General features: G+C 74.7%; 26 protein-coding genes and 1 tRNA gene. 18 read left to right on the top strand and 9 right to left on the bottom strand.

The annotated features are described in order from the left end of the window. Positions 1 to 16 precede the first annotated feature (16 nt). The 8 genes from VFG42_RS11940 (at position 17) to mutM (ending at position 7,322) form a co-directional block, all read left to right on the top strand. On the top strand, positions 17 to 577 hold the full coding sequence (locus tag VFG42_RS11940; protein WP_324908633.1) for a sigma-70 family RNA polymerase sigma factor: 561 nt from the start codon (positions 17 to 19) through the stop codon (positions 575 to 577). Then, positions 574 to 1,818 carry a hypothetical protein gene (locus tag VFG42_RS11935; protein ID WP_324908631.1) on the top strand — a complete coding sequence of 415 codons (1,245 nt, stop codon included), beginning with the start codon at positions 574 to 576 and terminating at the stop codon, positions 1,816 to 1,818. Before VFG42_RS11940 ends, VFG42_RS11935 begins: the two co-directional genes overlap by 4 nt. Further along, positions 1,819 to 3,126 (top strand): hypothetical protein, encoded by a 1,308-nt coding sequence (locus tag VFG42_RS11930; RefSeq protein WP_324908629.1) that lies wholly within the window; start codon positions 1,819 to 1,821, stop codon positions 3,124 to 3,126. 29 nt (positions 3,127 to 3,155) lie between these two features. Continuing rightward, complete coding sequence (locus VFG42_RS11925; RefSeq protein WP_324908627.1) at positions 3,156 to 3,566, top strand: hypothetical protein; 411 nt, start codon at positions 3,156 to 3,158, stop codon at positions 3,564 to 3,566. Between the two features lie 94 nt (positions 3,567 to 3,660). Beyond that, on the top strand, positions 3,661 to 4,566 hold the full coding sequence (gene xerD / locus VFG42_RS11920) for a site-specific tyrosine recombinase XerD (RefSeq protein WP_324908625.1): 906 nt from the start codon (positions 3,661 to 3,663) through the stop codon (positions 4,564 to 4,566). A 60-nt stretch (positions 4,567 to 4,626) separates the two neighbouring features. After that, positions 4,627 to 5,178, top strand: a complete 552-nt coding sequence (locus VFG42_RS11915) for a hypothetical protein (RefSeq protein ID WP_324908623.1) — start codon at positions 4,627 to 4,629, stop codon at positions 5,176 to 5,178. After that, entirely contained in the window at positions 5,175 to 6,344 is a 1,170-nt protein-coding gene (locus VFG42_RS11910) for a phosphopentomutase (RefSeq protein WP_324908621.1), read from the top strand. Before VFG42_RS11915 ends, VFG42_RS11910 begins: the two co-directional genes overlap by 4 nt. 135 nt (positions 6,345 to 6,479) lie before the next feature. Further along, on the top strand, positions 6,480 to 7,322 hold the full coding sequence (gene mutM / locus VFG42_RS11905) for a bifunctional DNA-formamidopyrimidine glycosylase/DNA-(apurinic or apyrimidinic site) lyase (protein WP_324908619.1): 843 nt from the start codon (positions 6,480 to 6,482) through the stop codon (positions 7,320 to 7,322). A 24-nt stretch (positions 7,323 to 7,346) separates the two neighbouring features. Here the strand turns inward: mutM and VFG42_RS11900 are convergent, their stop codons facing one another. After that, a complete protein-coding gene (locus VFG42_RS11900) occupies positions 7,347 to 7,607 on the bottom strand; it encodes a glutaredoxin domain-containing protein (protein ID WP_324908617.1) in 261 nt (86 codons plus the stop codon). 30 nt (positions 7,608 to 7,637) lie between these two features. Here VFG42_RS11900 and recO point away from each other — a divergent pair, with 30 nt between their 5' ends. Genes recO through VFG42_RS11885 form a run of 3 tightly spaced genes read left to right on the top strand, consistent with a single transcriptional unit; the run spans position 7,638 to position 11,646 of the window. Beyond that, entirely contained in the window at positions 7,638 to 8,360 is a 723-nt protein-coding gene (recO, locus tag VFG42_RS11895) for a DNA repair protein RecO (RefSeq protein ID WP_324908615.1), read from the top strand. Positions 8,361 to 8,371: 11 nt separating this feature from the next. Continuing rightward, the gene (gene ppdK / locus VFG42_RS11890) at positions 8,372 to 10,975 is read left to right on the top strand and encodes a pyruvate, phosphate dikinase (protein ID WP_324908613.1); all 2,604 of its coding nucleotides are present in this window, start codon (positions 8,372 to 8,374) and stop codon (positions 10,973 to 10,975) included. Further along, a complete protein-coding gene (locus VFG42_RS11885; RefSeq protein ID WP_324908610.1) occupies positions 10,963 to 11,646 on the top strand; it encodes a sulfite oxidase-like oxidoreductase in 684 nt (227 codons plus the stop codon). Before ppdK ends, VFG42_RS11885 begins: the two co-directional genes overlap by 13 nt. A gap of 10 nt (positions 11,647 to 11,656) precedes the next feature. Here the strand turns inward: VFG42_RS11885 and VFG42_RS11880 are convergent, their stop codons facing one another. Continuing rightward, on the bottom strand, positions 11,657 to 12,586 hold the full coding sequence (locus tag VFG42_RS11880) for a zinc-binding dehydrogenase (RefSeq protein ID WP_324908608.1): 930 nt from the start codon (positions 12,584 to 12,586) through the stop codon (positions 11,657 to 11,659). An 82-nt stretch (positions 12,587 to 12,668) separates the two neighbouring features. Between VFG42_RS11880 and VFG42_RS11875 the strand changes: the two genes are divergently transcribed. After that, a complete protein-coding gene (locus tag VFG42_RS11875; protein WP_324908606.1) occupies positions 12,669 to 13,715 on the top strand; it encodes a deoxyguanosinetriphosphate triphosphohydrolase in 1,047 nt (348 codons plus the stop codon). Here VFG42_RS11875 and VFG42_RS11870 read toward each other — a convergent pair. The 3 genes from VFG42_RS11870 to VFG42_RS11860 are packed head-to-tail and all read right to left on the bottom strand — an operon-like array spanning position 13,712 to position 17,044. Further along, on the bottom strand, positions 13,712 to 14,902 hold the full coding sequence (locus VFG42_RS11870; protein WP_324908604.1) for a hypothetical protein: 1,191 nt from the start codon (positions 14,900 to 14,902) through the stop codon (positions 13,712 to 13,714). The genes VFG42_RS11875 and VFG42_RS11870 overlap by 4 nt on opposite strands. Positions 14,903 to 14,939: 37 nt before the next feature. Next, entirely contained in the window at positions 14,940 to 16,331 is a 1,392-nt protein-coding gene (locus VFG42_RS11865) for a HAMP domain-containing sensor histidine kinase (protein ID WP_324908602.1), read from the bottom strand. Further along, positions 16,328 to 17,044 carry a response regulator transcription factor gene (locus VFG42_RS11860; RefSeq protein ID WP_324908600.1) on the bottom strand — a complete coding sequence of 239 codons (717 nt, stop codon included), beginning with the start codon at positions 17,042 to 17,044 and terminating at the stop codon, positions 16,328 to 16,330. Before VFG42_RS11860 ends, VFG42_RS11865 begins: the two co-directional genes overlap by 4 nt. A gap of 106 nt (positions 17,045 to 17,150) precedes the next feature. On the opposite strand from VFG42_RS11860, the gene VFG42_RS11855 reads away from it, so the two are divergent. The 6 genes from VFG42_RS11855 (at position 17,151) to dnaG (ending at position 24,209) form a co-directional block, all read left to right on the top strand. Further along, entirely contained in the window at positions 17,151 to 17,918 is a 768-nt protein-coding gene (locus tag VFG42_RS11855) for a glycosyltransferase family 2 protein (RefSeq protein WP_324908598.1), read from the top strand. Between the two features lie 65 nt (positions 17,919 to 17,983). After that, positions 17,984 to 19,558, top strand: coding sequence for a glycosyltransferase family 39 protein (locus VFG42_RS11850; RefSeq protein WP_324908596.1), 1,575 nt, complete (start codon positions 17,984 to 17,986; stop codon positions 19,556 to 19,558). Next, positions 19,548 to 20,984 carry a glycosyltransferase 87 family protein gene (locus VFG42_RS11845; RefSeq protein WP_324908594.1) on the top strand — a complete coding sequence of 479 codons (1,437 nt, stop codon included), beginning with the start codon at positions 19,548 to 19,550 and terminating at the stop codon, positions 20,982 to 20,984. Before VFG42_RS11850 ends, VFG42_RS11845 begins: the two co-directional genes overlap by 11 nt. Continuing rightward, positions 20,981 to 21,364 carry a GtrA family protein gene (locus VFG42_RS11840; protein ID WP_324908592.1) on the top strand — a complete coding sequence of 128 codons (384 nt, stop codon included), beginning with the start codon at positions 20,981 to 20,983 and terminating at the stop codon, positions 21,362 to 21,364. The genes VFG42_RS11845 and VFG42_RS11840 overlap by 4 nt, the downstream gene beginning before the upstream one ends. Beyond that, positions 21,361 to 22,275 (top strand): alpha/beta hydrolase family esterase, encoded by a 915-nt coding sequence (locus tag VFG42_RS11835; RefSeq protein WP_324908590.1) that lies wholly within the window; start codon positions 21,361 to 21,363, stop codon positions 22,273 to 22,275. The genes VFG42_RS11840 and VFG42_RS11835 overlap by 4 nt, the downstream gene beginning before the upstream one ends. A 41-nt stretch (positions 22,276 to 22,316) precedes the next feature. Continuing rightward, complete coding sequence (gene dnaG / locus VFG42_RS11830) at positions 22,317 to 24,209, top strand: DNA primase (RefSeq protein ID WP_324908588.1); 1,893 nt, start codon at positions 22,317 to 22,319, stop codon at positions 24,207 to 24,209. Between the two features lie 49 nt (positions 24,210 to 24,258). Here the strand turns inward: dnaG and VFG42_RS11825 are convergent. The 4 genes from VFG42_RS11825 to VFG42_RS11810 form a co-directional block, all read right to left on the bottom strand. Next, positions 24,259 to 24,330 (bottom strand) — tRNA-Asn (locus VFG42_RS11825). 158 nt (positions 24,331 to 24,488) lie between these two features. After that, positions 24,489 to 24,770, bottom strand: a complete 282-nt coding sequence (locus VFG42_RS11820) for a hypothetical protein (RefSeq protein WP_324908586.1) — start codon at positions 24,768 to 24,770, stop codon at positions 24,489 to 24,491. 6 nt (positions 24,771 to 24,776) lie between these two features. After that, positions 24,777 to 25,076: a hypothetical protein gene (locus VFG42_RS11815; protein ID WP_324908584.1), complete on the bottom strand. Its 300-nt coding sequence runs from the start codon at positions 25,074 to 25,076 to the stop codon at positions 24,777 to 24,779. A gap of 75 nt (positions 25,077 to 25,151) precedes the next feature. Next, a complete protein-coding gene (locus VFG42_RS11810) occupies positions 25,152 to 26,246 on the bottom strand; it encodes a glycosyltransferase (protein ID WP_324908582.1) in 1,095 nt (364 codons plus the stop codon). Positions 26,247 to 26,259: the final 13 nt, after the last annotated feature.

The raw sequence follows: 26,259 nt of genomic DNA, 5'->3' as shown, positions 1-26,259 counted from the left end.
TCCGTACTCAGGGGTGGTGGCCTCCGAAGAACCGACAGACGCGGCGCTGCTGCGGGCCGTGCCGCGTGAGCCCGAGGCGTTCGGCGTCTTCTACCGCCGGCACGTCAAGGCGGTGCTCGCCTACCTGCTCGCGCGGACTCGCCAGCCGGAGCTGGCCGCGGACCTCTGCGCCGAGGTCTTCGCCACGGCGCTGGAGCGGGCCGACCGCTTCGACGAGCGCCGCGGGCCCGCCCGCGCGTGGCTGCTGACGATGGCCGGCTCGCGGCTGATCGACGCGATCCGCCGCGGCCAGGTCGAGGACCGCGCGCGCCGCGCGCTGGGCATGCCGCCGCGCGCGCTGACCGACCGCGACCTGGAGCGCATCGAGGAGCTGGTCGACGTGCAGCGCGGGCTGGACGCCGAGACCCTCGTCGCCGACCTGCCGCCCGAGCAGCGCGAGGCGGTGCTCGCGCGGATCGTCCACGAGCGCGACTACGGCGACATCGCCGCCGAGCTGAAGGTGTCCGACGCGGTCGTGCGCCAGCGCGTCTCGCGCGGGCTGGCCGTCCTGCGGGCGCGAATGGGAGAGGAGCGATGACCGACTTCATCGCGGGGCTGGAGCAGGACCTGATCGAGGCGGCGCGCCGCCGCGCGGCGCGGACGGCGCGTGCGCCGTCGTCGTCGGCGGCGATGGGCGGCCGGGCGCGGTCCGCGTGGCCGCGCCACCGCCGTCCGCCGCTGCGCTCGCTGCTGCTGGCCGCCGCGCTGCTCGTGCTGCTCGCCGGGACCGCCGCGGCGGGCACCCTGCTGGCGCTGCGCGGCAGCGTGATCCCGGCGCCCGACGCGGTGCCGCCCGAGCAGACGCCGGCGCCCGGCACCTCGCGCGTGTCGTCGATCCGCGCCGCCGACCCCCAGCCCGGCCTGCTGCCGTGGACGATCCGCGTCGCCCAGAGCGAGACCGGCCTGCTGTGCTCGACGGTCGGCCAGGTCGACCCGGCCGACGGCGCGTTCGGCCTGGTCGGGCTCGACGGCCGCTTCCGCCCGATCGCCGAGGGCGTCAGCGACTCCTGCGGCACGGTCCACGACGGCGGCGTCTCGCTGATCGGCGCGCGCGTCTTCGACGCCGCCGAGCGCGCCGACGTCCGCACGGTCGTCTCGGGCGTCGGGGACCGGCGGGCGATCGCGCGCGTCGAGGTCGACACGCGGCCCGGCGGCCCCCGCCGCGTCCGGCTGGTCGACGGCATGTTCGTGATCGCGCTGCGCGGCTACCCGGAGGACCGCGCGGTCCGGGCGACCGTCATCTACAAGAACGGCAAGCGCGAGGTGCACGACTTCGGGCGCGGCGCGTCGGTCACGCCCGACCCGCTCGGCGGGCCGGCCTGGCGCCTGCAGGCCTTCATGTTCGCCAACGACGGCCGCTCGTGCGCGTCGTTCGGCTACGCCCGCCCGACCCGCGACGCCCCACGCAGCCCCGCGGCCTGCGGCGACCTCGGCTCCGGCCTTCACCGCAAGGGGTTCTACGTCGCCGCCCGCACGCTGCGGCCCGGGCTGAAGGACGACACCGACACCCCGTTCTCCGGCGACTGGCACCGGACCGCGCCGCGCACCGCGGTCTGGGGCGGGATCGGGGAGGACGTCCGGACCGTCGCCGTCGACGGCCGCCCGGTCGCGATCTCGCCGAGCCGGACGTTCCTGGTGGTGTTGAGGCCGACCGTCGACCCGGCGTCCGTCGCGACGACCATCACCTACAAGAACGGAAGGGCCGAGACCGTGCACGGCAGCGCCCGCATCGCCCACGACGCGATCCCGACGCCTCGAATCTCCCGGGGGAACGGCTAGATGCGCCTGCGCCCGCTCGCCCTCGCCGCGGTGATCGCCGGCCTGCTCGGCGGCGTGGTCGCTGCGATCGCGATCCCGACGACCAAGGTCGGCATCGCGCGCGGCGCCGCTGCCGCCGGCCCACCGGCCCAGGTCGTCCCCGGCGTCGACACCGTCGCCCACGTCGCGCCCGCCGCCGCCCCGGAGGGCGACGTCGACCTGCGCCCCGAGGGCCCCGTCCGGATCGAGGCCCGCGCCGCCGACCCGCTCGGCGGCCCCGACTGGGCCGTCCGCGTCTTCCGCGCCGCGCGCGTCGTCCGGCCGGGATCGCGGCGCCCCGGCGTCGACCCCGTGATCGGCCACCCGCTCTGCGCCCAGGTCGGCCGGATCCACGCCGGCCGGTTCGGGTGGCTGACCGCCGACGGGACGTTCCGGCCGTTGCGGATCGGCGCCCAGGGCGGCTCGGTCGCCACCTGCGGCTCGCGCAAGGCGGACATGAACGGGATGCCGACGCTCGACACGCTCTCGCCGATCACCGATCCGCACGCGCCCGCGGCGCGCGCGAAGTCCACCGTCGCGTGGGGCGTGGCGGGGCGCGGCGCGCGCAGGGTGACGCTGAAGGTCGCGGGGCGCGCGGTCGTCCCCAACCGCACGCCGAACAACGCCTACATCATCGCGGTCGGGCCGGAGACCGACCAGCGCGAGATCACCGGCACGGCGACCTACGCCGATGGCCGCGGGCACCGCCTCGGCGGCGGCCTGCACCACGCGCCCGGCATCGGCGGCGGCGCGAGCGGCCGGCCGGTCCTCGCCGCCCGCGCCCCCGACCCCAACGGCGGGCTGCCGTTCGCGATGACGGTCTCCCAGGGCCGCGACGGGACGTGGTGCCAGGGCGGCGGCGGCCGGGTGGTCGGCGGGCGCGTCGGCGGCGTCGACTACGCGCGCGACATCCTCACCGAGAACGCGAACACCGGTGGCGGCACCTGCGGGGTTCGCGGCCCGTCCCTGTTCAAGGACCACCCGGTCCTGCTCGGCTGGAGCGGGGGCGGGGGAGACACCGCCGAGGAGGGCGGGGACACCGGCGGCACCGGCCGGATCGCGCGGCGGACGCAGAGGGGGCTGATGACGTTCACCGGCCAGGCCGCGCCGGGCGTGGTGGCGGTGACGCTGGAGACACCCCGCGACGTCCGCACGCTGATCCCGTCGGGGCCGACGCGCGCGATCATCGCCGTCTACGACGGCAGCTTCCCGACCGGGTCGGTCAAGATCACGGCGCGCTTCAAGGACGGCCACGTCCAGACCGACCGGTTGCCGGACGTCGGGATGTGACCTTTCGCCGTCCGGTTCGTTCCATGGACATGACCCACTCCCCGAAGAAGCTCCTCCCGCTCGTCGCCGCGGCCTCGATCGTGGCCCCGACGCTCACGGCGGCCGTCGCCGCGCCCGCCGGTGCCGCCGTCAAGAACCCGCAGGCCCTGCAGGCCTTCAAGAAGGGCATCCGCGACGTCGCCCGCATCGAAGGCAAGGGCGCCACGGCCAAGCGCATCGACGTGCGCTGCGTCGCCGTGCCCAAGGTCGGCGACCGGGGCAAGTGCACCGGATCGTTCGACCTCGTCAAGCACGGTCGCACCGCGCACTACGTGCTGACCGCCAAGGCGCGGACGCTGCGCATCTCGCCCGGCGCGATCGAGTACCGGGTCGCGTCCAAGGCCGACAAGAAGGTCCAGGGGCTGCCCGGCTCCACCGATCTGGCGGGCTTCCTGCAGTAGGCCTTGCACGCCGAGGAGGGAGCCGGTCGGCCCCGAACCACGGGTCATGGCGGTCGCACCGGCACCCGTTGACGCACGCGCGCTCGAGCACCACGTGCTCGACTTCCTCGCGTACCTGGAGTTCGAGCGCGGGCTGTCGCGCAACACGCTGGAGGCCTACCGCAGCGACCTGCTGCAGTTCGGCGCCTACCTGCGCTCGGCGCGGGTCGACGTCCTGGAGGCCCAGCACTCCGACCTCGCCGGCTTCCTCGACACGCTCGCCCAGGGCGGCGACGGCCGGCCGGCCGCGCGGCCCGCGACGCTGCAGCGCAAGGCCGCGTGCCTGCGCTCGTTCTACCGCCATCTGCGCCGGGAGAACGTCATCGAGCACGACCCGACCGCCGACCTGCGCGCGCCGCGCAAGTCCCAGAAGCTGCCGAAGGTCCTGTCGCGCGGCGACGTCGACCGCCTCCTGCGCGCGCCCAAGGGCACCGACCCGGGCGCGCTGCGCGACCGCGCGCTCCTGGAGTTGATGTACGCCTGCGGCCTGCGCGCCTCGGAGGCCACCGACCTGGAGGTCACCGACGTCGACCTGACCGCCGGCGTCCTGCGCGCGCGGGGCAAGGGCTCCAAGGAGCGGCTCGTCCCGGTCGGCCGCGAGGCGGTCACCGCCGTGCGCGTCTACCTGGAGCGCGGCCGCCCGCTGCTGACCGCGACCTCCGACGACCGCCACCTGTTCGTCAACCGCCGCGGCACGCAGCTCACGCGCCAGGGCCTCTACAAGATCGTCCAGCGCCACGCCCGCTCGGTCGGCCTGGAGGACCGCATGAGCCCGCACACGCTGCGCCACACCTTCGCCACCCACCTGCTGGCCGGCGGCTGCGACCTGCGCGCCGTGCAGGAGATGCTCGGCCACGCCGACATCGCCACGACGCAGATCTACACGCACCTGAGTGCGGAGCGCCTGAAGGACGTGTACTTCAACGCACATCCGCGCGCCGGAGGCGGCATCGCCGCCTGAGCGGACGGACCTCGGCCGAACGTCCAGGCCGACCGGGGGTCGTGACACGATCCCGGGTCCATGCGTGTGCGTGCCCTGACCGCTGTGGCCGTCTCCGCCGTCGCCCTCTCGGCGTGCGGCAGCTCGTCGGACGAGACGGCGACCACCGGCTCCGCCGCCGCGGACTCCGGCGCGTTCCCGAAGCAGGGCGTGTCGTTCACGCCGCCCGCCGACTGGTCGGTCAACGCCGGCCGGGGCAACCTGGTCGCGACCGCGCAGGCGGGGCAGGCGACGGTCGCGGTCTGGCGCTACCCACGCACCCAGACGCTGCCGAAGACCAAGCTCCAGCTGCAGGCCGCGCGCGATGCGCTCGTCTCGGCGTCCAAGCGGCGCGACGTCACGTTCGAGCAGATCAAGACCGCGGCCACCGAGGTCGCGGGCGCGCCCGCCGTGCAGATCCGCGCCAAGGAGCACATCGCGGGCCTGCCGCGCACCGTGCGCTCGACGCACATCTACGCGCACGGGGCCGAGTACGTGATCGACGCCTACGCGAACGCCGACAGCTTCCGGGCCGTCGACGCGAAGGTGTTCCGGCCGCTGCTGCGGTCGCTGCACGTATCGTCTCCTGAGTGAGCCTTCCGACGCGCCGCGCCTTCGTCGTCGTCCTCGATGCCTGCGGGGTGGGCGAGCTGCCCGACTCCGCCGACTACGGGGACGCGGGCGCGAGCACGCTGCCCCACGTCGCCGAGGCGGTCGACGGGCTGACGCTGCCCAACCTCGGCGAGCTGGGGCTGGGCAACGTCACCGAGATCCTCGGCGTCCCGGCCGCCGCGGCGCCCGTCGTCCACGGGCGGCTGCATCCGATGGGGCCGGGCAAGGACTCCACGACCGGCCACTGGGAGCTGATGGGGGCGATCACGCCGCGGCCGCTGCCGACCTACCCGGACGGGTTCCCGGAGGACGTGCTGGCGGCGCTGCGCTCGGCGACCGGCCACGAGTTCTGCTGCAACAAGCCGTACTCCGGGACCGAGGTCATCGACGACTACGGCGAGCACCACCTGAAGACCGGCGAGCTGATCCTCTACACGTCGGCCGACAGCGTCCTGCAGATCGCGGCGCACGACCGCGTCCTGGACGAGCCCGCGCTGCACGCGGTGTGCGCCGCGGCGCGCGAGGTCATGACCGGCGAGCACGCGGTCGGGCGCGTCATCGCCCGGCCGTTCACGGGGGAGCCCGGGGCGTTCACCCGGACCACGGGCCGGAAGGACTTCTCCGTCGACCCGCCGTCGCGCACGTACCTCGACGAGCTGCACGACGCCGGCGTCCCGGTCCACGCCGTTGGCAAGGTGTATGACCTGTTCGCCGGCCACGGGATCGACGAGGCCCACAAGGGCAAGACCAACGAGCAGGCCCTCGCCGCGACGACCGAGCTGATCCGCTCGCTCGAGACGGGGTTGGTGTTCACCAACTTGGTGGAGACCGACCAGCTCTACGGCCACCGCCACGACACCGCGGGCTTCGCGGAGGCCCTGAAGGAGATCGACGACGCCGTCGGCGCCTGGCGCTCCCTGCTGCGGCCCGGCGACCTGCTGGTGCTCACCGCCGACCACGGCGTCGACCCGCTCTCCGCCCACACCGACCATACCCGCGAGCACGTCCCCCTCCTCGCGGTCACGGAGCCCCAGCCCGACGCCCACCGCCACGACGGCCCGATGTCCGACGTCGGCGCGACCGTCCACCTCTGGCTCACCGGTGCCGAGGTGCCGGACCGGCCGGGGACGTCGTTCCTGCAGGCGTAGGGCGCGCGGCGCCGGCCGGCGCGCTGGGCGCGTGTCGTCTCGTGGTGAACAGATCACCAGGAGACGACACGGACCGCTGGGGCCGGGTGGGGCGGGGGGACGCCGGGGCGGCCCCTACCCTGAGGGGGTAGAGCGATGCCCGAGCTTCCCGAGGTCGAGACGATCCGCCGCCAGCTCGCCCCTCACGTCGAGGGGCGGACGTTGGCGCGCGTGGAGATCCTCGATGCGCGGTGGACGGTGGCGCGGCCGCCGGAGGATGTGGTCGACGCCGTGGAGGGGCGCCGCGTGGAGCGGCTCGGGCGCCGGGGCAAGTACTTCATCTTCGAGCTGACCGACGACGTGTACCTGCTCGTCCACCTGCGGATGACCGGGAACCTGCTGCTCGATCCGGCGCCCGACACGCCGTATCAGCGGGTGATCTTCACGCTCGACGACGGCCAGGTCCTGCGGTTCTGCGACCCGCGCCGCTTTGGCACCGGCGAGCTGGCGCTGGGACCGGACGGGCTCGCCGCGTTCTTCGACGGCAAGCTCGGCGTCGAGCCGCTGTCGGACGACTTCGACGGCCGCGCCCTGCGGGCGATGGCCAAGAACCGCCGCGCGCCGGTCAAGGCGTTCCTGCTCGACCAGCGCCACGTCGCGGGCGTCGGGAACATCTACGCCGACGAGGCGCTGCATCGCGCGGGGATCCATCCGCTGCGCCCGGCCGGGCAGCTGACGCTCACGCAGTGCGCGGCGCTGGCCGACGCGGTGAAGCTCGTCCTGGCGGCGGGCATCGACGCCGGCGGCTCGACGATCGACGACTTCCGCCACCCGGACGGCGTCTCCGGCGCGTTCCAGAACGACTTCCTGGTGCACCTGCGCCGGGGTGAGCCGTGCCACACCTGTGGCACGACCGTGATCAAGCTCGTCGCGGCCGGGCGGGGGACCTACGTGTGCGAGTCCTGCCAGCCCCGGCCGCGGGTCAGGCGGCGGCCTTGAGCGGCTCGGCCGCCGCGGCCAAGATCAGGCCGCGGCCTGCAGCAGCTCCGCCAGCTTGCCGGACCGGTCGGCCGCCAGCGTCTCCTGGAACCCGCCGACCAGCTCCTCGCCGACGATGACCTGCGGGAAGCTCATCATGCCGGTGCGCTCGAGCAGCTCGGCGCGACCCTGCGGGTCCTTGGCGAGGTTGATCTCGTCGTACGCGATGTCGCGGGCGGCCAAGAGCTGCTTCACGCGAACGCAGAACGAGCAGGGATCGGTGGTGTAGACGGTGACAGCGGCCATTACTTCACCAAGTATAGCGAGGGTTCTCCCGTGGCCGGCGCGCTGAAGACCGAGGCCGTCGTGCTGCGGTCGATCCGCTACGGCGAGGCCGACCGGATCCTGCACCTCTACACGCCGCAGCGCGGCCGCCTGTCCGGGATCGCCAAGGGCGTGCGCAAGACGCGCTCGCGCTTCGGCGGCCGGCTGGAGCCGTTCTGCCGCGTCGAGCTGGTCCTCCACGAGGGCCGCAGCGACCTGCTGACGGTGACGAGCGCCCAGACGCTCGCGCCCTACTCCAAGCTGCGCTCCAACGGCGCGGCGATCGACGCCGCCGCCCGCGCCTGCGACGCCGTCAACCGCCTCTTCGGCGAGGCCGAGCCCTCCGAGCCGGTCTTCCACCTGCTCTGCAACGAGCTGGCGCTGCTGGACGCCGACGCCGCCCACGCCGGCCACGCCAACCAGCTCGCGTTCCGCCTCAAGCTCCTGGTCGCCGGCGGCTTCGCGCCCTACCTCGCCGCGTGCGCGTCCTGCGGCGAGCGCGACCACCTCGTCGGCTTCTCCGGCGCCGCGGGCGGCGTGGTCTGCGCGTCGTGCGAGGGCGGCGGCTTCCCGCTGGCCGCCGAGACCCACGAGTTCCTGACCGCCGCGCTCGCCCAACCGCTCGCGCAGGCGCCGCAGGGCTCCGAGCGTGCGCTGCGCCAGGCCGAGCGCGCGATCGCCGAGACCGTCGAGCACCACGCGCACGTCCGTTTGCGCGCCGCCTCGCACGGATAGATTGCGGCGCCATGAGCGCTGACGCCGAGAAGTGGGTCTACGAGTTCAGCGAAGGGTCGCGCGACATGCGCGACCTGCTCGGCGGCAAGGGCGCCAACGTCGCCGAGATGACGCGCGTGCTCGGCCCCGAGCGCGTGCCCGCGGGCTTCACGATCACCACCGCGGCGTGCGTGGCCTACATGAACGCCGGCAAGGCGTTCCCGGAAGGCCTGGACGACCAGGTCGCGGCCGCGCTCGCCCAGCTCGAGGAGCACGCCGGCAAGACCCTCGGCGACCCCGACGACCCGCTGCTGGTCTCCGTCCGCTCGGGCGCGCGCGAGTCGATGCCGGGGATGATGGACACGGTCCTCAACCTCGGGATGAACGACGAGTCGGTCGTGGGGTTGGCCGACAAGACCGGCAACGAGCGCTTCGCCTGGGACTCCTACCGGCGCTTCGTGCAGATGTACGGCAACGTCGTCGTCGGGATCCCGGGCGAGCGGTTCGAGGACGCGATCAAGGCCTGCAAGAACGCGCGGGGCGTCGAGGAGGACACCGAGCTGGACGTCGCCGCGCTGCGCGAGCTGACCTCCACGTTCAAGGGGTTCTACGACTTCCCGTCCGACCCCCAGGAGCAGCTCGCCGGCGCCGTGCGCGCGGTCTTCGACTCCTGGATGGGCGATCGCGCCGTGCAGTACCGACGCATCAACCGCATCCCCGACGACTGGGGCACGGCGGTCAACGTCCAGCAGATGGTCTTCGGCAACAAGGGCGACACGTCGGGATCGGGCGTCGCGTTCTCGCGCGACGAGGTCACCGGCGAGCCCGAGCCCTCCGGCGACTTCCTGCCCAACGCCCAGGGCGAGGACGTCGTCTCCGGCGTCCGCACGCCGCGCGACCTCCGCGAGCTGAAGGACTGGCAGCCGGAGGTCCACCAGCAGCTGTTCTCGATCCTGCGCCAACTCGAGCAGCACTACGGCGACATGCAGGACACCGAGTTCACGGTCGAAGAGGGCAAGCTGTACATGTTGCAGACCCGCAACGCCAAGCGCCCCGCGCAGGCGGCGGTGCGCTTCGCGGTCGACGCGGTGGGCGAGGGGCTCCTCGACCAGGCCCAGGCGCTCATGACCATCGACGCCGAGAAGCTCGACGCGCTCCTGCACCCGACCTTCGACCCCGACGCCACCTACGACGTGCTCGCCCGGGGCGTGGCGGCGTCCCCGGGCGCGGCCAAGGGCGCGATCGTCTTCCGCGCGGCCGAGGCCGTGCAGGCGGCCGCCGACGGGCGCGCCGTGATCCTCGTGCGCCCGTTCACCGAGGCCGACGACGTCGCGGGCTTCCACGCCGCCAAGGGGATCCTGACCTCCGAGGGCGGCAAGGCCTCGCACGCCGCGCTGGTCGCGCGCGGCATGGGCGTCCCGGCGGTCACCGGCGCCGGCGCGCTGGACGTCGACCTCGCGGCCGGGACGATGCGCGTCGGCGACACCACGCTGCACGCCGGCGACCTCATCGCCATCGACGGCACCACCGGAACCGTCACCACCGAGGACGTGACGCTGATCGACCCGGTGATGGGCGACGCGTTCACCACGATCCTGGAATGGGCCGACGAGCTGCGCACGCTCGACGTCCGCACCAACGCCGACACGCCCGCCGACGCCGCCAAGGCGCGCGAGTTCGGCGCGCAGGGCATCGGCCTGTGCCGGACCGAGCACATGTTCTTCGGCGAGGACCGCCACGAGAAGATGGTGCAGGTGATCCTGGCCGAGGACGACGAGGAGCGCCGCCGCTGCCTCGGCGCGCTGCTCCCCTTGCAGCAGGGCGACTTCGAGGGGATCTTCGAGGCGATGGACGGGCTGCCGGTGACGATCCGGCTCCTGGACCCGCCGCTGCACGAGTTCCTCCCCGACCCCGAGACCATGGAGCCCGGCCGCGCCCGGGACCGCGCGGTCTCGCTGCAGGAGGTCAACCCGATGCTCGGCCTGCGCGGCGTGCGCCTCGGGATCCTCTACCCGGCGATCTACGCGATGCAGGTCGAGGCGATCTTCGCGGCGCTGACCGCGGCGCGCGAGCGCGGGGTCGCCGTGCACGCCGAGATCATGGTGCCCTTGGTCGACTACCGCCGCGAGCTGCAGCTGCTGCGCGAGCAGATCGAGGGCCTGGCCGCCGAGCGCGGGCTCCAGCGCGGCGCGGACTACTCGATCGGCACGATGATGGAGCTGCCGCGCGCGTGCCTGCGGGCGGACTCGATCGCCAACGAGACCGACTTCTACTCCTTCGGCACCAACGACCTGACGCAGACCGCGCTGGGGTTCTCGCGCGACGACATCGAGGGCCGGATCCTCGCACGCTACATCGAGATGAAGGTCTTCGACCGCTCGCCGTTCGAGACCCTGGACATCCCGGGCGTCGGCCAGCTCGTGCGGATGGGCGCGTGGCTGGGGCGGAAGGTCAAGAACGAGCTGAAGCTCGGGGTCTGCGGCGAGCACGGCGGCGACCCGGACTCGATCGACTTCTTCCATCACAGCGGGATCGACTACGTGTCCTGCTCGCCCTACCGTGTCCCGGTGGCCCGGGTCGCGGCGGCACAGGCGGCGATCCGGGACGTCGACCCGGATCTCTCATGGCGAACCTGACCTCCAAGCTGTTCGGCGAGCGCGGCCGCAAGCGCGCGATCAAGCTCGGCCTCGACCCCGACCGCCTGCCGCCGGGCCAGTCGCCGACGGTCAAGTGGCCGGTGCTGACCGTCGGTCCGACGCCGGAGGTCGACACCGCGCGCTGGTCGCTGGCCTTCTACGGCGAGGTCGACCACCCCTACGCCCTGCGCTGGGAGGAGCTGGCGGAGCTGGAGCGCGTGTCGCAGGTCAGCGACCTGCACTGCGTGACGCGCTGGTCGCGCTTCGACCAGGAGCTGTCGGGCTTCCGCGTGGCGCCGCTGCTGGAGCGCGCGGCGCCGCGGCCGTCCGCCACGCACGCGTTGATCCACTGCTACGGCGGCTACTCCACCAACCTGCCGCTCTCCGCGCTGCGCGACGAGGACGTGCTGATCGCCACCCACGCCGGCGGCGCGCCGCTTCAGCGCGAGCACGGCGGCCCGGCGCGGCTGCTGGTGCCGTCGCGCTACCTGTGGAAGTCGGCCAAGTGGGTGCAGTCGATCGAGCTGATGGACCACGACGAGCCGGGCTTCTGGGAGCGCAACGGCTACCACAACGACGGCGACCCGTGGACCGAGCAGCGCACCCATGAGGACCCCTACGCGTTCCGGGCGATGCGGCGCCGCGCGCGGGGCGTCGACGAGCCCGACTAGTGTCACGACACTAGTCCACCGTCAACACGGCCTTGCCGCGCACCTCGCCGTCGAGCAGGGCCTGGACGGCGCGCGGCGCCTCGCGCCAGGAGGCGAGGAGGTCGGGCGTGACGTCGAGGCGGCCGATCGCGATGCGCTCGGCCAGGCGGCGCAGGTCGGCGGCGCCGGTGCGCGTGTGCGCCAGCTCGTCGAAGAGGAACAGGCCGCGGACGCTCGCCCGCGGCGCCCGGCCGAAGAGCGAGCGGGTCGGGTACCGGACCGGCTCGGGGATCGTGCTCGCGTAGGAGACCGCGACGCCACCGGGCGCCAGGCGCTGGATCGCGTCGCCCAGGACCGGCCCGCCGACGCCGTCGAGGATCGCGTCGTACAGCGGGCCGTCGCCCTCGGGGTCGAGCCGGTCGACGACCGCGTGGGCGCCCAGCTCCTCCAGCCCCTCCTGGCGGCGGGCGACCGCGGTGACGTGCGCGCCGCCGTCGTGGGCGAGCTGGATCGCGAAGCGCCCGACGCCGCCCGAGGCGCCGGTGATCGCGACGTGCTTGCCCAGCACGTAGCCCGCGACCTCCAGGGCGCGCAGCGCGGTCAGCCCGGCGACCGGCAGCGTGGCGGCCTGCTCGAAGCTCACCGCGTCGGGCAGCGGCGCGAGCAGCTCGGTCCGGATCGCGGCCCGCTGCGCCCAGCCGCCCGGCGGGTGCTTCAGGCCGACGACGCGGGTGCCCTCCGGCGGGCCGCTGCCGTCGGCCGCGGCGCGGGCGACGACGCCGGCGACGTCCCAGCCGTGCGGCCGGCCCGGCTCGGCCTCGGCCAGCGCGCGGACCTCGCCGCGGTTGAGGCTGAACGCGCGGACGTCGACCAGCGCCTCGTCGGGCAGCGGCGGCGCGAGGTCGGGGACCTCGGCGAGCTCGACGTGCGGGGCGTGCGCGGCGGCGACCAGGGCGAGCATCGTCACGACGCTACAACGGTGGAGTGCAGTGTTCGCCCCCGCAGGCAGGATGGGCGGGATCGCTTCCGAAGATCGGAGCCAGATGATGGACGTCGTTGCCGCACCGGGCGAGGTTGCCGAGGCCTTCGCCGCACGCCAGCGGTCGTGGGAGGAGCAGCACCTGTCGCCACTGGCCGCCCGCTCCTACCCGGCCCGTCGCCGCGTGCCCGAGACCGACTGCGGCCTGCGCTCGCCGCTGCAGCGCGACCGCGACCGGATCACGCACTCCAAGGCGTTCCGCCGCCTCAAGCACAAGACCCAGGTCTTCGTCTCGCCCGAGGGCGACCACTACCGCACGCGGCTGACCCACACGCTGGAGGTCACGCAGGTCTCCCGCACGGTCGCCCGCGCGCTGGCGCTCAACGAGGACCTGACCGAGGCCATCGGGTTGGGCCACGACCTCGGGCACGCGCCGTTCGGGCACATCGGCGAGGCCGTGCTGGACGCGTGCATGAAGGACCGCTTCGGATCCGGCCGCGGCTTCCGGCACTGGGAGCACTCGCTGCGCGTCGTCGACGTCCTGGAGAAGGACGGCCGCGGGCTGAACCTGACCACCGACGTGCGCGACGGGATCCTCAGCCACTCCGGCCGCTCGCCCGCGCCGCGGACGCTCGAGGCCGCGATCGTGCGCATCGTCGACCGCGTGGCCTACATCAACCACGACATCGACGACGCCGTCCGCGCCGGGATCCTGCGCGAGGCCGACCTGCCACGCGAGCCGATCGCGATCCTCGGCGACACCGGCTCGCACCGCATCGACGCGCTCGTGCACGACCTCGTCGAGCACTCCCGTCCGGCGGACGCGATCGTCCAGGGCGAGCAGGCCGCCGCCGCCATGGACGAGCTGCGCACGTTCATGTTCGACCGCGTCTACCTCGGCGTTCGCCAGCGCGCCGAGCACGCCAAGATCGACCGCCTCCTGCGGACGCTCTTCGACCACTACCTCTCGGACCCGTCGCGCCTGCCCGACCACGGCGGCGCGCCCGACGCCGACCTCGGCCAGCGCGTCGTCGACTACCTTGCGGGCATGACCGACCGCTACGCGGTCCGGGTCTTCGAGTCGCTGACCGTGCCCGACAGCGTGGTCTAGGCCTGAGCCAGCTCGAGGACGACCTGCAGCGGGCCGGACGGGAAGGCCGTCGCGGTCAGCGTCGTGCGCGCGCTGGGGTCGACGGGCAGCAGGTTGCTCTGCGGGATCGTCTGGCCGTCGCGCACCAGCTGCACCTCGGCGCCGGTGAAGCGGTCCAGGAGCTTGACGTAGCCGCTGTCGTCCTGGACCGAGAGCGTGACGGTCCCGACCTGACGGCCGTGGGCGTCGACCACCGGGCCGCTGATCGGGGAGAGGACGTAGGGCCCGCCGACGTCGCCGATCAGGTGTCCCTGCGCGTCGGTGGCCCGGATCCGCACGACGTGCATCCACGGCGTGCGGAAGAAGCGGACGATCGCGGCGCGCAGCGCGACCGGGTCGCGATGGGCGACCGCCGCCTCGAAGCCGCGGTCGGTGGCGACGTGGTGCAGCACGCGGTGGGCCTCGCTGCCGTCGCTCTCGCCGTAGAGCACGCGCCGTCCCACGGCGGCGACGACGGCCATGCGGGTCGCGGCGGCGGTCGCGCCGCACGTGCGCAGCATCGCCGGCGGGACCGTGAGCGAGACGTTCAACGGGCCGTCCGGGTAGGCGGTCTCGGGGAGCACGACCGGGGTGGTGGAGGCCGACGACGCGCTCGGGCCGTCGTCGGCCGTCGCGCTGCCGACCCGCGCGCGGGCGCCCGTGACCACCGCCAGCTCGCCGGCCAGCGCGGCGTCGCTGCTCACCGACAGCAGGTAGTGGCCGACCGGCAGGCCGAGCGCGTCGGTGATCGTCCCGGAGACCGGCGCGGGCGCGTCGGTGGTCCCGTCCCGCGCGAGCGTGCGGCCCTCGGGCGTCCAGATCGCGATGCGCGTGATCTGGCTGCGCAGCAGGGGCTTCAGCGCCGCCTCGGTGCGCGCGGGCGAGCCGGCGGCGACCGCCGCGGCCAGGCGCCCGGAGCGCGCCAGCCGCCGCTGCGCCGACACGACGTTGGCGCCGCCGGCGGACTCCGTGTAGAGCCGCCGGGCGATCACCCGCAGCTCCGAGGCGTCCGTGCGCGCGCACGCGGCGGCGGTCGTGGAGGTGGTCGCGATCGCCGCCGCGCCGCCCTGCTGCCCGGCCCGGGTGCCGGGCGAGGCCGCCACGCCGCACCCGGTCACCACGGCGAGGACGCTGAGGACGGTGACGAGGGCGACGACGCGGCGAACCATGCTGGCCGCAGCGCACCGCACGGGCTTAAGGCCGCGCTCAGGGATCCGTTGGGATCCAGCGGGGCAACGTGACGACGAACGCCGATCCGCCGACGTGCGTGACCTCGCCCTCCATGCCGTGCGCCAGGCCGCGCGCGATCGGCAGGCCCAGGCCCGCGCCCGGGCGGTCCCGCGCCGACTCGCCGCGGGCGAAGCGCACGAACAGCCGCTCCATCTCGCCCGGCGAGACGCCCGTCCCCTCGTCGCGGACGGTCACCCGCGCCCGGCTGCCGTCGGGCATGACCATCACGTGGATGTCGCCCGCGCCGTGCGCGCGGGCGTTCTCCAGCAGGATCCGGACGATCCGCGCGGTCGCCAGCGGGTCGGCGGCGACGATCACCTCGTCGCCGTCGACGTCGAGCTTGCGGCCGTTCATCCGCGCGCCGAACTCGCGCGCCACGCCCGAGGTCAGCTCCAGCAGCTCGAGCGGCTCGCGGCGCAGCGGGGCCGCGCCGTCGATCCGGCTCAGGTCCAGCAGGTCGGTCGCCAGCGCGGTCAGCCGATAGGTCTGGCGCAGCGCGACGTCGGCCTGGGCCGCGGTCGCCGAGGCGTCCAGGCGCCCGTCCACCGCGCCCTCGCGCAGCAGCTCCAGCGTCGCCTGCAACGTGGCCAGCGGCGTGCGCAGCTCGTGGCTGGCCGTCGACAGGAACGCCTTGCGGGACGCCTCCTCGTCGGCCAGCCGCGCGCGCATCTCCTCCAGCGCGCCCGCGACGTCGGCGATCTCGTCGCCGCCCGACACCGCCACGTGATGGTCCAGGCCCTCCTCGTGCAGCGCGCGGGCATCCGCATGGAGTTGCGTCAACCGCGACAACAACCCGCGGCTCAGGAGCAGGCCCAGCGCCACCGCGACCACGACCGCCACCAGCCCCGCCCACGGCAGCGCCCGGCGCAGCACCTGCGACGCGGCGCGCGTGTCGTCCAGGCGCTTGGCGATCACCAGCGTCAGCCGCTCGCCGCCCACGCGCGTCGCGGCCACCGCGTAGGCCAGGCCGTGCGCGGTGCCCGAGGTGGTCTCGTCGTTGCCCGGGCGCGCGCGCAGCCGCCCCTCGACGGCGAGCGCGATGTCCGGCGTCACCTGGCGCGGCGAGGTGTCGGCCAGCGTCCGGCCCCGCGCGTCGTACAGCAGCACCCGGCCGCTGGTGCGGTCCTGGAGGCGGTCGACGATCCCGGTCAGCTCCGGCGACCCGGCCTTCAGGTGCGCGGGGGAGACCGACTGCAGCGCCGGGCGCGCGGTCCGCGCCAGCCCGCGCAGGTCCGCCAGCCGGTCGGCCTCCAGCCGGCTCTCCAGCAGCGGCAGCGTCACCAGCACGGCGGTCGCGAGCGTCGCGACGCTGGCCAGCAGCAGCGAGGCCAGGACCCGGCCGCGGATGCCGAGGCGTCGCGGTCTCACCGATCCAGCCGGTAGCCCGCGGCGCGCACGGTCACCACCCACTCGGCGCGGCCGCCCGCCGCCGCCAGCTTGTCGCGCAGGTGGTGGACGTGGAAGTCGACCGCCCGTGGGTCGCGGAAGGCGTCGTCGCCGTAGATCGCCAGCACCAGCTGCGGGCGCGAGAGGACCGCGCCGCCCGCGGTCATCAGCGCCTCCAGCACCGCCAGCTCCGACGGCGTCAGGTGCAGCGGCTCGTCGCCGACGCGGGCCGTGCGCGCCGCGGGATCCAGGACGAGCGAGTCGTGGCGCAGGACGCCGTCGCGCGCCGCGCCGCCGCTCGCGCCCGCGACGCCGTCGGGGGCGCGCCGAACCCGGCGCAGCGCCGCCCGCGCGCGGCTGCGCAGTTCGGCGATCCCGACCGGCTTGGTGACGTAGTCGTCGGCGCCCGCCTCCAGGGCCAGGACGACGTCGGCCTCGGCGTCGCGCGCGGTCAGCATCATGATGTAGACGTCGGTGTCGGCGCCGCGCAGCCGGCGGCAGACCTCGACGCCGTCGGGCGGCGCGCCGAGCCCGACGTCGAGCAGCACCACGTCGTACTCGCGCTCGGCCAGGCGGCCCAGCGCGTCGGTCCCGTCCGGCGCCTCGTCGACCGCGTGGCCGTCGGCGGCGAGCGCCGCGGCCATCGTCGTGCGGAGGTCCCGATCGTCTTCGACGAGGAGGATCCGCGCGTCCATGACGCAGGACGCTACCTCTTGCCCGGCGGTCGTCCACCGATTCCCAACATGGTCCCAACACTGCGCTCAGGCACGGCTGAGGCGGCGGTGGAGAGTAGAGGAAGCCATGACCCATCTCCTGCCCTCCCTGTCGGTCGTCCTCCCTTGCTACGACGAGGCGCCGAACGTCGCGGCCGCCGTCTACGACGCGCGGATCGCGGCGGGCGCCTCAGCCTTGCGGCACGAGGTCATCGTCGTCGACGACGGATCCACCGACCAGACCGCCACGATCGCCGCGATGCTGGCCGCGACGTTCCCGGAGGTCCGGCTGGTGCGCCACGATCGCAACCGCGGCTACGGCGCCGCGGTGCGGACGGGGATCGACGCGTCGACCGGTGACTGGGTGCTGTTGACCGACGGTGACCGGCAGTTCGACCTGAACGAACTGCCGCGCCTCGTTGCCGCCGGGGCGCGCGCGGGCGGTGCCGACCTCGTGGTCGGCTACCGCATCGCGCGCGCTGACCCGGCGTTCCGGCGCCTGTCGGCCGCCGCGTGGAACCGGCTGATGCGCGCGTCGTTCGGCGTCGGGGTGCGCGACGTCGACTGCGCGTTCAAGCTCGTGCGCGGCGACGCCGTCCGCGAGCTGCCGCTGGAGAGCGACGGGGCGATGATCTCCACCGAGTTGCTCGTGCGCGCGCGACTGGCGAGCTGGCGGCTCGCCGAGGTCGGCGTCACCCACCGTCCCCGTACCGCCGGGTCGCCCACGGGCGGCGACCCGCGGGTGATCCTGCGCGCGTTCGGGGAACGACGCGCGCTCAGGCGGCGGCTGCGCGAGCAGGCGGCCCGCGACGCGTCGCCGGCTGGGACGCCGGCGGCGCGCGCGGCGCTGTCGTGAGCACCGCGGGCGCGATCCGGGTCCCTGGAACGGGCGTTCTCCGGCCCCGTCGTCTCCCGGCGGCCGTGACGCCCGGCCGGGTCGCGCTCGGCGGCGTGCTCGTCGTGGCGGCCGCCCTGCGCGCCGTGGCGCTCGGGGCGACGCCGCTGGACCCGTTCTACGACGCGGCCGTCCGGACCATGGGCGGATCGTGGCACGCGTTCCTGACCGGGGCGATCGACCCGAGCGGGCAGGTGTCGGTCGACAAGCCGCCGGTCGACCTGTGGCTGCAGGTGGCGTCGACCAAGGTGGTGGGCTTCAACACCGTCGGCCTGCTTTTGCCGAGCGTGATCGGCGGCGTGGTCGCGGTGCTGTTGTTGTATGACCTGGTCCGGACGCTCGCGGGGCCGCGGGCGGCGCTGATCGCGGCGGCCGCGCTGGCCGTCCTGCCGATCGACGTCATCACCGCGCGCAGCGACACGATGGACGGCGTGATGAGCGCGCTGATCCTCGGCGCGCTGGCGGTGACCGCGCGCGGCGCGCGGGACGGCAGGCCGTCGCGGGTGGTCATCGGCGGCGCGCTGATGGGGCTCGCGTTCGAGGTGAAGCTGTTCGAGGCGTTGTTGGGGTTCATCCCGCTGGCCGTGCTGTGGCTGGCGGGCGCGCACGACGTGCCGTGGCGGCGCCGCGTGCTCGCGCTCGGGGGTGCGGGCGCGGCGTTCGTCGCGGTCGGGTTGGCATGGCTGGTCACGCTGACGCTGGCGGTCCCGGCGTCGCAGCGGCCGTGGGCCTTCGGGTCCAGCGACGGCTCGGCGTGGTCGGCGACGTTCGTCTACGACGGGTGGCAGCGCTTGACCGGAGCCGCGCTGCCGACGGCGTCCGGGGCCGTTGGGCACGGCACGGTCCCGGCGCCGCCCGGCCCGCTGCGGCTGCTGTCGGGCCAGGACGGGATGCTCGGCCGCCTCGGGCTGGAGCTGGCCCTGGCCTGGGGCCTGGTGCTGGTCCTGCTCGCGCGGCGGCGGGACCGCTTCGGGCCGGGGCTGAGCCCGGGCCTCCTGGCGCTCGGCGCGTGGCTGCTGGTCGGGACCGTGCTCTTCAGCGTCCAGGCCGGCTTCCGGCCGCGCTACGCGGAGGCCTTCGTCGGGGCGATCGCGGGCGTGATCGGGATCGCCGCCGCGCGGCTCGGCGGTCGCGGCGTGCTGATCGCGACCGTCGTGGTGCTCGCCGCGTCGGCGGGCGTGGCGGCCGCGGCGGTCGGCGACCACGTCGAGGACTCCGGGACGCTCGGCGCGATGCCGCCCGCCCGGCTGGCCTCGCTGGACGACTACCTGCGCGCCCACCAGGCGGGCGCGCGCTACGAGGCCGCCGACGTCGCGGTGACCAAGGCCGCCGCGCTGATCACCCGCTCCGGCGAGCCGCAGCTGATCCTCGACGCCGACCGCGGCCAGACGCTGGTGCCGCCGTCGGCGCTCGCCCGCGCCGTGGCGCGCGGCGAGGTGCGCTACGCCGTGTCGGGAGGCTCCTGTCGCGTGGTGGTGGCCTCCGACGCCTGCTCGCCCGACGCGCGGTGGATCCGCGCGCACGGGACGGACGTCAGCCGCGCGGCGGGCCAGCCGTACGGCGGCGTGGTCTACCGGCTGGGGGTGGGGCATGGCGGTTGAGGCCGTCGCACCCGCCGCCGCACGCCGCCGTCGGGGGATCCTGACCGCGCGGCCCCGCCCGTTGGCGGTCGTCGCCTCGGTGGGCCTGGCGCTGGCGCTGGCGACCACCGCGTGGTTCGCGCTGGCCGCGGCCGCCCGGCCGTCGGTGCTCTCGCCGCCGACGCTGCGCACGCACGCGCCGTGGCTGCTCGGGCCGCTGCGGGGGATCCTCGACAGCGAGACCTCGATCCACGTCATCCACCTGCAGACCGGGATCGCGGTCGGGCTCGGCGTGCTCGGCCTCGCGTGGCTGATCGCGTGGGCGGCCGCCGACGCGCTGCCCTACAAGGTCGTCTTCGGGGCGGTCGGCGCGGCGCAGGCGCTGATCGTCCTCGGGCCGCCGCAGCCGCTGACCGACGTCTTCAACTACGTCGTCTACGGGCGCATGGCGCTGGACGGCAGCAACCCCTACACCCACGTCCCGGCCACGAGCGCCCACCGCGACGTGGCCTACGCGCTGTCGAACTGGCACCACCTGCCGAGCCCGTACGGCCCGCTGTTCACGCTCGCCTCGGCGCCGCTGGGCCTGATCTCGGCCCAGGCCGCGCTCGTGGTCTGGAAGGCCGTCGTGCTCGGTTGCGCCCTCGGCACGCTCGCGCTCACGGCGTCGCTGGCCCGGCGCTACGACCGCTCGCCGCAGCGCGCGATCGCCTGCGTCGGGCTGTGCCCGGTCACGTTGATCTACGGGATCGGCGGCCTGCACAACGACGGGCCGTCGATCGTCGCGCTGCTGGGCGCGACGGTCCTGATCACGCGGCGCGAGAGCACGCCGAAGGGCGACGCGATCGCCGGCGCGCTCGTCGTCGCCGCCGCGGGCCTGAAGCCGTCGTTCGCGGTCGTCGTGCCGCTGATCGTCCTCGGCGCGCGCGATCGCCCCGCCGCGTTCGCGGGCGCCGCCGCCGCGGGCGCCGCGACGCTGGCGGTGATCACGCTCGTCTTCGGCGGCGCGCTGCCCGCGCTGTCGATCCAGGACCGGCTGGTCACGCCGCTGTCGCTGCCGAACCTCGGGGGCTTGGGGGCGGGCCACGGCGGGGCGGACGCCGGCGTGCGCGCGGCCGCCCGCGACCTGCTGGCCGTCGTGACGCTCGCCGGGATCGTCGCGGTCGCCTACCGGCGGCGCCTGGCGCCCGCGGTCATCGGGCTGACCCTGCTGGCCGCGCTGCTCACCGTCGCGTGGGTGATGCCGTGGTACCTGGCCTGGTCGCTGCCGTTCCTGGCGCTCGTGCCGCGCGCGCGGATCATGCCGGTGGTCGTGCTGCTGACCGTCTGGCTGGCCGTCGGCGCCGCGCCGCAGCTGCCCAAGGTGCTGCACGCCGTGAACTACTACCCGACGCGGACCGTCACCGGGCTGCAGAACCACGACCTCGAGACGGAGCTCGTCCGGTGACCAGGATCGAGCTGATGAGGATCGTCCGCTTCGGCGTCGTCGGCGTCTCCAACACGCTCGTGACGCTGATCGTGGACATCCTGCTGACACGCGCGGGTGTTCCCATTCCGATAGCCGCCGCCTCGGGCTTCGCCGCGGGCGCCGCCAACGGCTACCGTCTGAATCGCGCCTGGACGTTTCATGCCACCGGCGTGCACGGCACCTCGGTCGTCGTGCGCTACGTGGCGATCCAGGCCCTCGGCGCTGCGATCAGCGCAGGCGGGGCCGCCGCCCTGGCGGACCTGCTGGCGGTCGCCCGCATCGCCGCGGAGATCTCCGCGTTGCCCGTCGCGACCGCCATGACCTACATGTTGACCCGACACCTGTTCCTCACCGCATGAAGCGTTCTCTCTGGGCGGCGTCCACCGCGCTGCTCGCCCTCCTCGTCGCCGGCGGCGCGTTCGTCCACAGCCGCGCCGACACCCGCAAGAGCGGCTCGACGGCCTCCGCGGCGTCCGTGCCCGGCTGCGTCGGGCCCGGACCCGGCACCCACCGGATCGTCGTCGACAGCGCCCATCCACCGGTCGCGCTGCACGTGCCGCCCGGGGCCCAGAAGCCCGGCCGCCCGTTGATCATCGTGATGCCCGGGGCCGGGCAGACCGCGTCCGACATCGCCAACTACACCGGCTACTCGCACCTGGCCGACCAGAAGGGCTTCCTGGTGGCCTACCCGACCGCCACCGGCTCGCGCCCGTTCTGGAACGTGTCGGGCAGCGTGCCCGGCAAGCCCGACGACGTCGCCTACCTGCGCAAGGTCATCACGACGCTCACCAAGGTGTCCTGCGCCGACAAGCACCGCGTCGGCATGACCGGCGTCTCCAACGGCGGCGGCATGACCGCGCGCATGGCCTGCGACGCCGCCGACCTGCTGGCCGCCGCCGCGCCGGTCGCGGGCGGCTACTCGACGCTGCCCGACTGCCACCCGATGCGGCCGCTGCCGATCCTGGAGATCCACGGCGTCAAGGACCAGGTCGTGCCCTACAACGGCAAGCGCGCCGACCACGCCGACGCGGTCGGCAACTGGCTGCGCGCCTGGCTGGCCCGCGACCACTGCACCGGCGCCGCGCGGCGCTCGGCGCCGGCGGGCGACGTGCAGGAGCTGCGCTGGACGTGCCCCGACGACCGCATGGTCGTGCACGACCGCGTCCTCGACGCCCAGCACGGCTGGCCGGGGGAGAGCTCGTTCAGCGCGTTCAGCTCGACGGTCCGGACGTGGCGCTTCCTGACCTCGTTCCGGCTCGACGTCAACTGAGCCCGCGCGCGGGCGGAGGCCTAAGCTAGGGCCTCCGCCCGATGCCGCGCTACGAGGACACCGACAAGGACAAGGTTCGCGACGCGGTCGACCTCGTCGACCTGATCTCGACGCGCACCGAGCTGCGTCGCTCCGGGCCGGGCGAGTACAAGGGCCTGTGCCCGTTCCACGACGAGCGCACGCCGTCGTTCCACGTCACGCCCGACAAGGGCATGTACTACTGCTTCGGGTGCGGGGCGGGCGGCGACGCGTTCCGGTTCGTCCAGGAGACCGAGGGGCTGGACTTCGTCGGCGCGCTGGAGTCGCTGGCGCAGCGCTACGGGATCGAGCTGACGGTCGCCGACGAGGACCCGGCGGCGGCCGAGCGGCGCCGGGCGCGCGAGCGGCTGATGGAGCTGCTGGACCGCGCGGCGTCGTTCTACGAGCGCTTCCTGTGGGAGTCGGCCGAGGCCGAGCCCGCGCGCGCCTACCTGCGCGACCGCGGCTTCACGGAGGAGACGCTGCGGACGTTCCGCGTCGGCTACGCGCCCAGCGCGTGGGACAAGCTGTTCATGGCGTCGCGCCGGCAGGGCTACGGGGCGCGCGAGCTGTTCGACGCCGGGCTCGGGCTGCGCAGCAAGGGCGAGGGGCGGCTCTACGACCGCTTTCGCCGGCGGATCACGTTCCCGCTGTGCGACCAGCGCGGGCGCGTGCTGGGCTTCGGCGCGCGGGCGCTGGGCAAGGACCAGCAACCCAAGTACCTCAACTCGCCCGACGGCGACATCTTCCACAAGGGCGACATCGTCTACGGGTCGCACCTGGCGCGCTCGGCGGCGACCAAGGCCGACGAGGTGATCGCCACCGAGGGCTACATGGACGTCCTGGCGCTGCACCAGGCGGGGATCGAGAACGCGGTCTGCATCATGGGCACGTCGCTGACCGAGCGCCAGGTCGGGGAGCTGGCCAAGCTCGGCAAGACCGTGTTGTTGGCCTTGGACGCCGACAGCGCGGGGCAGGAGGCCATGATGAAGGCCTCGCGCGTGGCGGCGAAGTCGAAGCTCAACCTGCGCGTGGTGCCGATGCCCGACGGGCTGGACCCGGCCGACGTGGTCCAGCAGGAGGGCGCCGACGCGGCGCGGGAGATGGTCGGGCGGTCGGTGCCGTTCGTGCGCTTCCAGGTCGAGCGCGAGCTGGACCGCGCCGACCTGTCGCACGCCGAGGGCAAGGACGCGGCGATCGCCGCGCTGCGGCCGGTCTTCGCCACGCTGCCGCCCAGCGCGCTGCGCCAGGAGCTGCTGGCGCACGTGGCCGGGCAGGTCGGGCTGGACGAGGCGCTGGTGTCGTCGTGGCTGCCGGTGGCCGGGGAGCGGGCGGCGGCGCCGGCGCCGCCGCGTGGCGGGGGGCCGGGCGGCGGCGGACAGAACGGCGGTCGCCGGAACGGCGGCGGTGGCGGCTTCGGCGGCGGCGGGGGCGGCGGCTTTCGTGACGACGAGCGGTTCGGGTCGTCCTCCGCGGTGCTCACGCCGCGCGTCAGCCCGCTGGCGCAGGCCGAGGGCGACTTCCTGGCCCAATGCATCGCGACGCCCGACGTGGCCGCCGAGGTCCTGGCCGGCCTCGACCTCGACAGCTTCAGCAGCGACGCGATGCGCCGCGTCCTCGTCCACGTGCGCGACCACCTGCGCGCGCCGCAGGACGGCCTGCCCGAGGACGACGCGATGCTCAGCCGCTCGGTCGCCAAGCTCGTGACCAAGGCCGCCGACCTCGCGCCGTCGCGCGCGGCGCTCCAGGGCCAGCTCGCCAACATCGAGGTCCTGCGCCTCACCGGCCAGATCGCCGAGGCCCTCGCCTCCGGCACCGGCGGCGTCGCCGCCCTGCGCCAGCGCCGCGACCAGCTCGCGACCCGCCGCGACGCCCTCATCGCGCAGGCCATCGACGAGCAGGCCTCCGCCTCCTGACCTCACCGACGACGAAGCCCGCCTCGGTGGGCGGGCTTCGGTCACTCAGCTCCGGGGGTGGGACTCGAACCCACAACCCTTCGATTAACAGTCGAATGCTCTGCCATTGAGCTACCCCGGATCGGGCACGGCTGGTCCGCCGCGGCGGACGCTTCCGATCTTACGGGAAGATCGGCCAGGCCGCTCTCCACTTCAGCATGGCCGTTCGCACACGAGACCACGCGCTTTGCGCGCCTGCTCGCGCGCGGCGAGCCGGTCGCGAGCGGGCAGGACGCACGGTCAGCGCGCAAGGCGCGAGGCGCGGGCGTCCTGGATGGACTCGACGACCACGCGATCCTCGTCGGGCAGGTAGACGTAGACCATCACCATCCAGCGCCACGGGCCCAGCAGGAAGCGGTGCCCGGCGAGACGACCGGTCAGCTCCGGGCCCAAGAGCGGGAAGCGCTCCAGCGACCGCAGCGAACGTGCCACACGGGCACGCGTGTCGGCCGGGAGCGAATGGCTGCGGACGAGCGCGTCGAGGTCCTCGACGGCGGCGAGGGCCAGTTCGACGGTGGCCATGCGGGCCTACAGGGCGTCGAGCGGGATCGTCTGGCCCGAGCGCGCCTGCGCGGCGCCGAGCTGGATGCGGTCCCAGGCGCCATCGATGCTGTCGAGCACCGCGACGACGTTGCGCGCGTCCGGATCGGCCTCGTCGATCGCGGTGGACAGCAGGGAGCGCGCGAGGGACCCGGGCTGCATGTGCATGCGCTCGGCGAGGCGGGCGAGCTTCTCGGCCTGGTCGTCGTCAAGGGTGATGTTGAGGCGCTCCACGATTTTGGATGGTACACGAAAGAGCACGGGATGTGTAGCGGGTGCGGTGGGCATGGGCGAAGACGCTACGTGCGCCGGTGTGCCGGAACGGCCGCCGAAGGTGGCGAACGCGCGGCGAGCCCGGCGCGATCAGCCGGCGGCCGCCAGCCGCTCGACCAGCTCGACCGCCCGCCTGCCCGGGTCGTGCGTGGCCGCCCAGGCGGCCAGCTCCCGCGCTCGCGCGCCCAGCGACGGCGTCGCCAGCGCGCGCGTCACCGCCAGCCGCAGGCCGGTCCGGGTGACGAGGCGGCGGGGGAGCCGGACGCCGACGCCCGCCCAGTCCGCGCGCGCCGCGTTCTCGTTCATGTCGCCCGCGGCGGGGCAGGCGACGACCGGGACGCCGGCGGCCAGCGCGCGCATGAGCGTCCCGTGGCCGACGTGGCAGACGACGAGGTCGCACCGCGGCATCGCGCGCGAGTAGGACACCCAGTCGACCAGGCGCGCGTTGGCCGGGACGTCGAAGCCGTCGGTCTCGCCGCGGCGGTTGGTCGACGCCAGCACGCGCACGGGGAGATCGGCCAGGCCCGCGAGCGCGGCGCGCAGCATGCGGCCGTCGCGGTCCTGCGCGGTCGAGGGCGCGACCAACACCAAGGGGTCGGTCCCGGGCGGCGGCTCGACGTCGCCGAACGGCGGCTCCCACTGCAGCGGCCCGACCACGTGCGTGTTGGGCAGCGGCGCGCGGCGCGGGTACTCGAGCTGCGGGAACGTCGCGACCAGCGCCAGCGACCGCGAGATCCCGCCGTGGACGTGGTCGAGCGGCGGCAGGCCCAGCCGCGCCCGCGTCTCGTTCAGCTCGTCGCGCCCGAGCGACAGCCCGCGCCCGACCAGCGGGTCGAACGTGCGCCACCAGCGGCGGCCGATCGCGGTCCGCGGCAGCCGCGCGCCGACCGAGTAGGGCGGGAACCCCGCGTCGCCGCGTGGGTCCACGTGCGGGATCAGCGTCGCCCACGGCACGCCCTCCAGCTCCGCGGCCAACGCGGGGGCCAACGTCAGGATGTCGCTCACCACGACGTCGGGTCGCTCGCGCGCGACCAGCTCCCGCGTCACGCCCGTCGCCCGCCGCACCGCCTCGTAGGGCTTCAGCGGCCGCTCCCGCGTGGGGAACACGTGGTACTCCGGCGCGGGCGCGAACCGCATCCCCTCGCGCTCGACGTCCTCGCGCCACCGCGTCCACGTCTCGACCACCACATCATGGCCT

This window comes from Baekduia sp. (assembly GCF_035685985.1).
Lineage (GTDB): Bacteria > Actinomycetota > Thermoleophilia > Solirubrobacterales > Solirubrobacteraceae > Baekduia.
The sequence above is the reverse complement of the archived record's forward strand: the minus strand, read 5'-3'. Positions and strand labels throughout refer to the sequence as shown.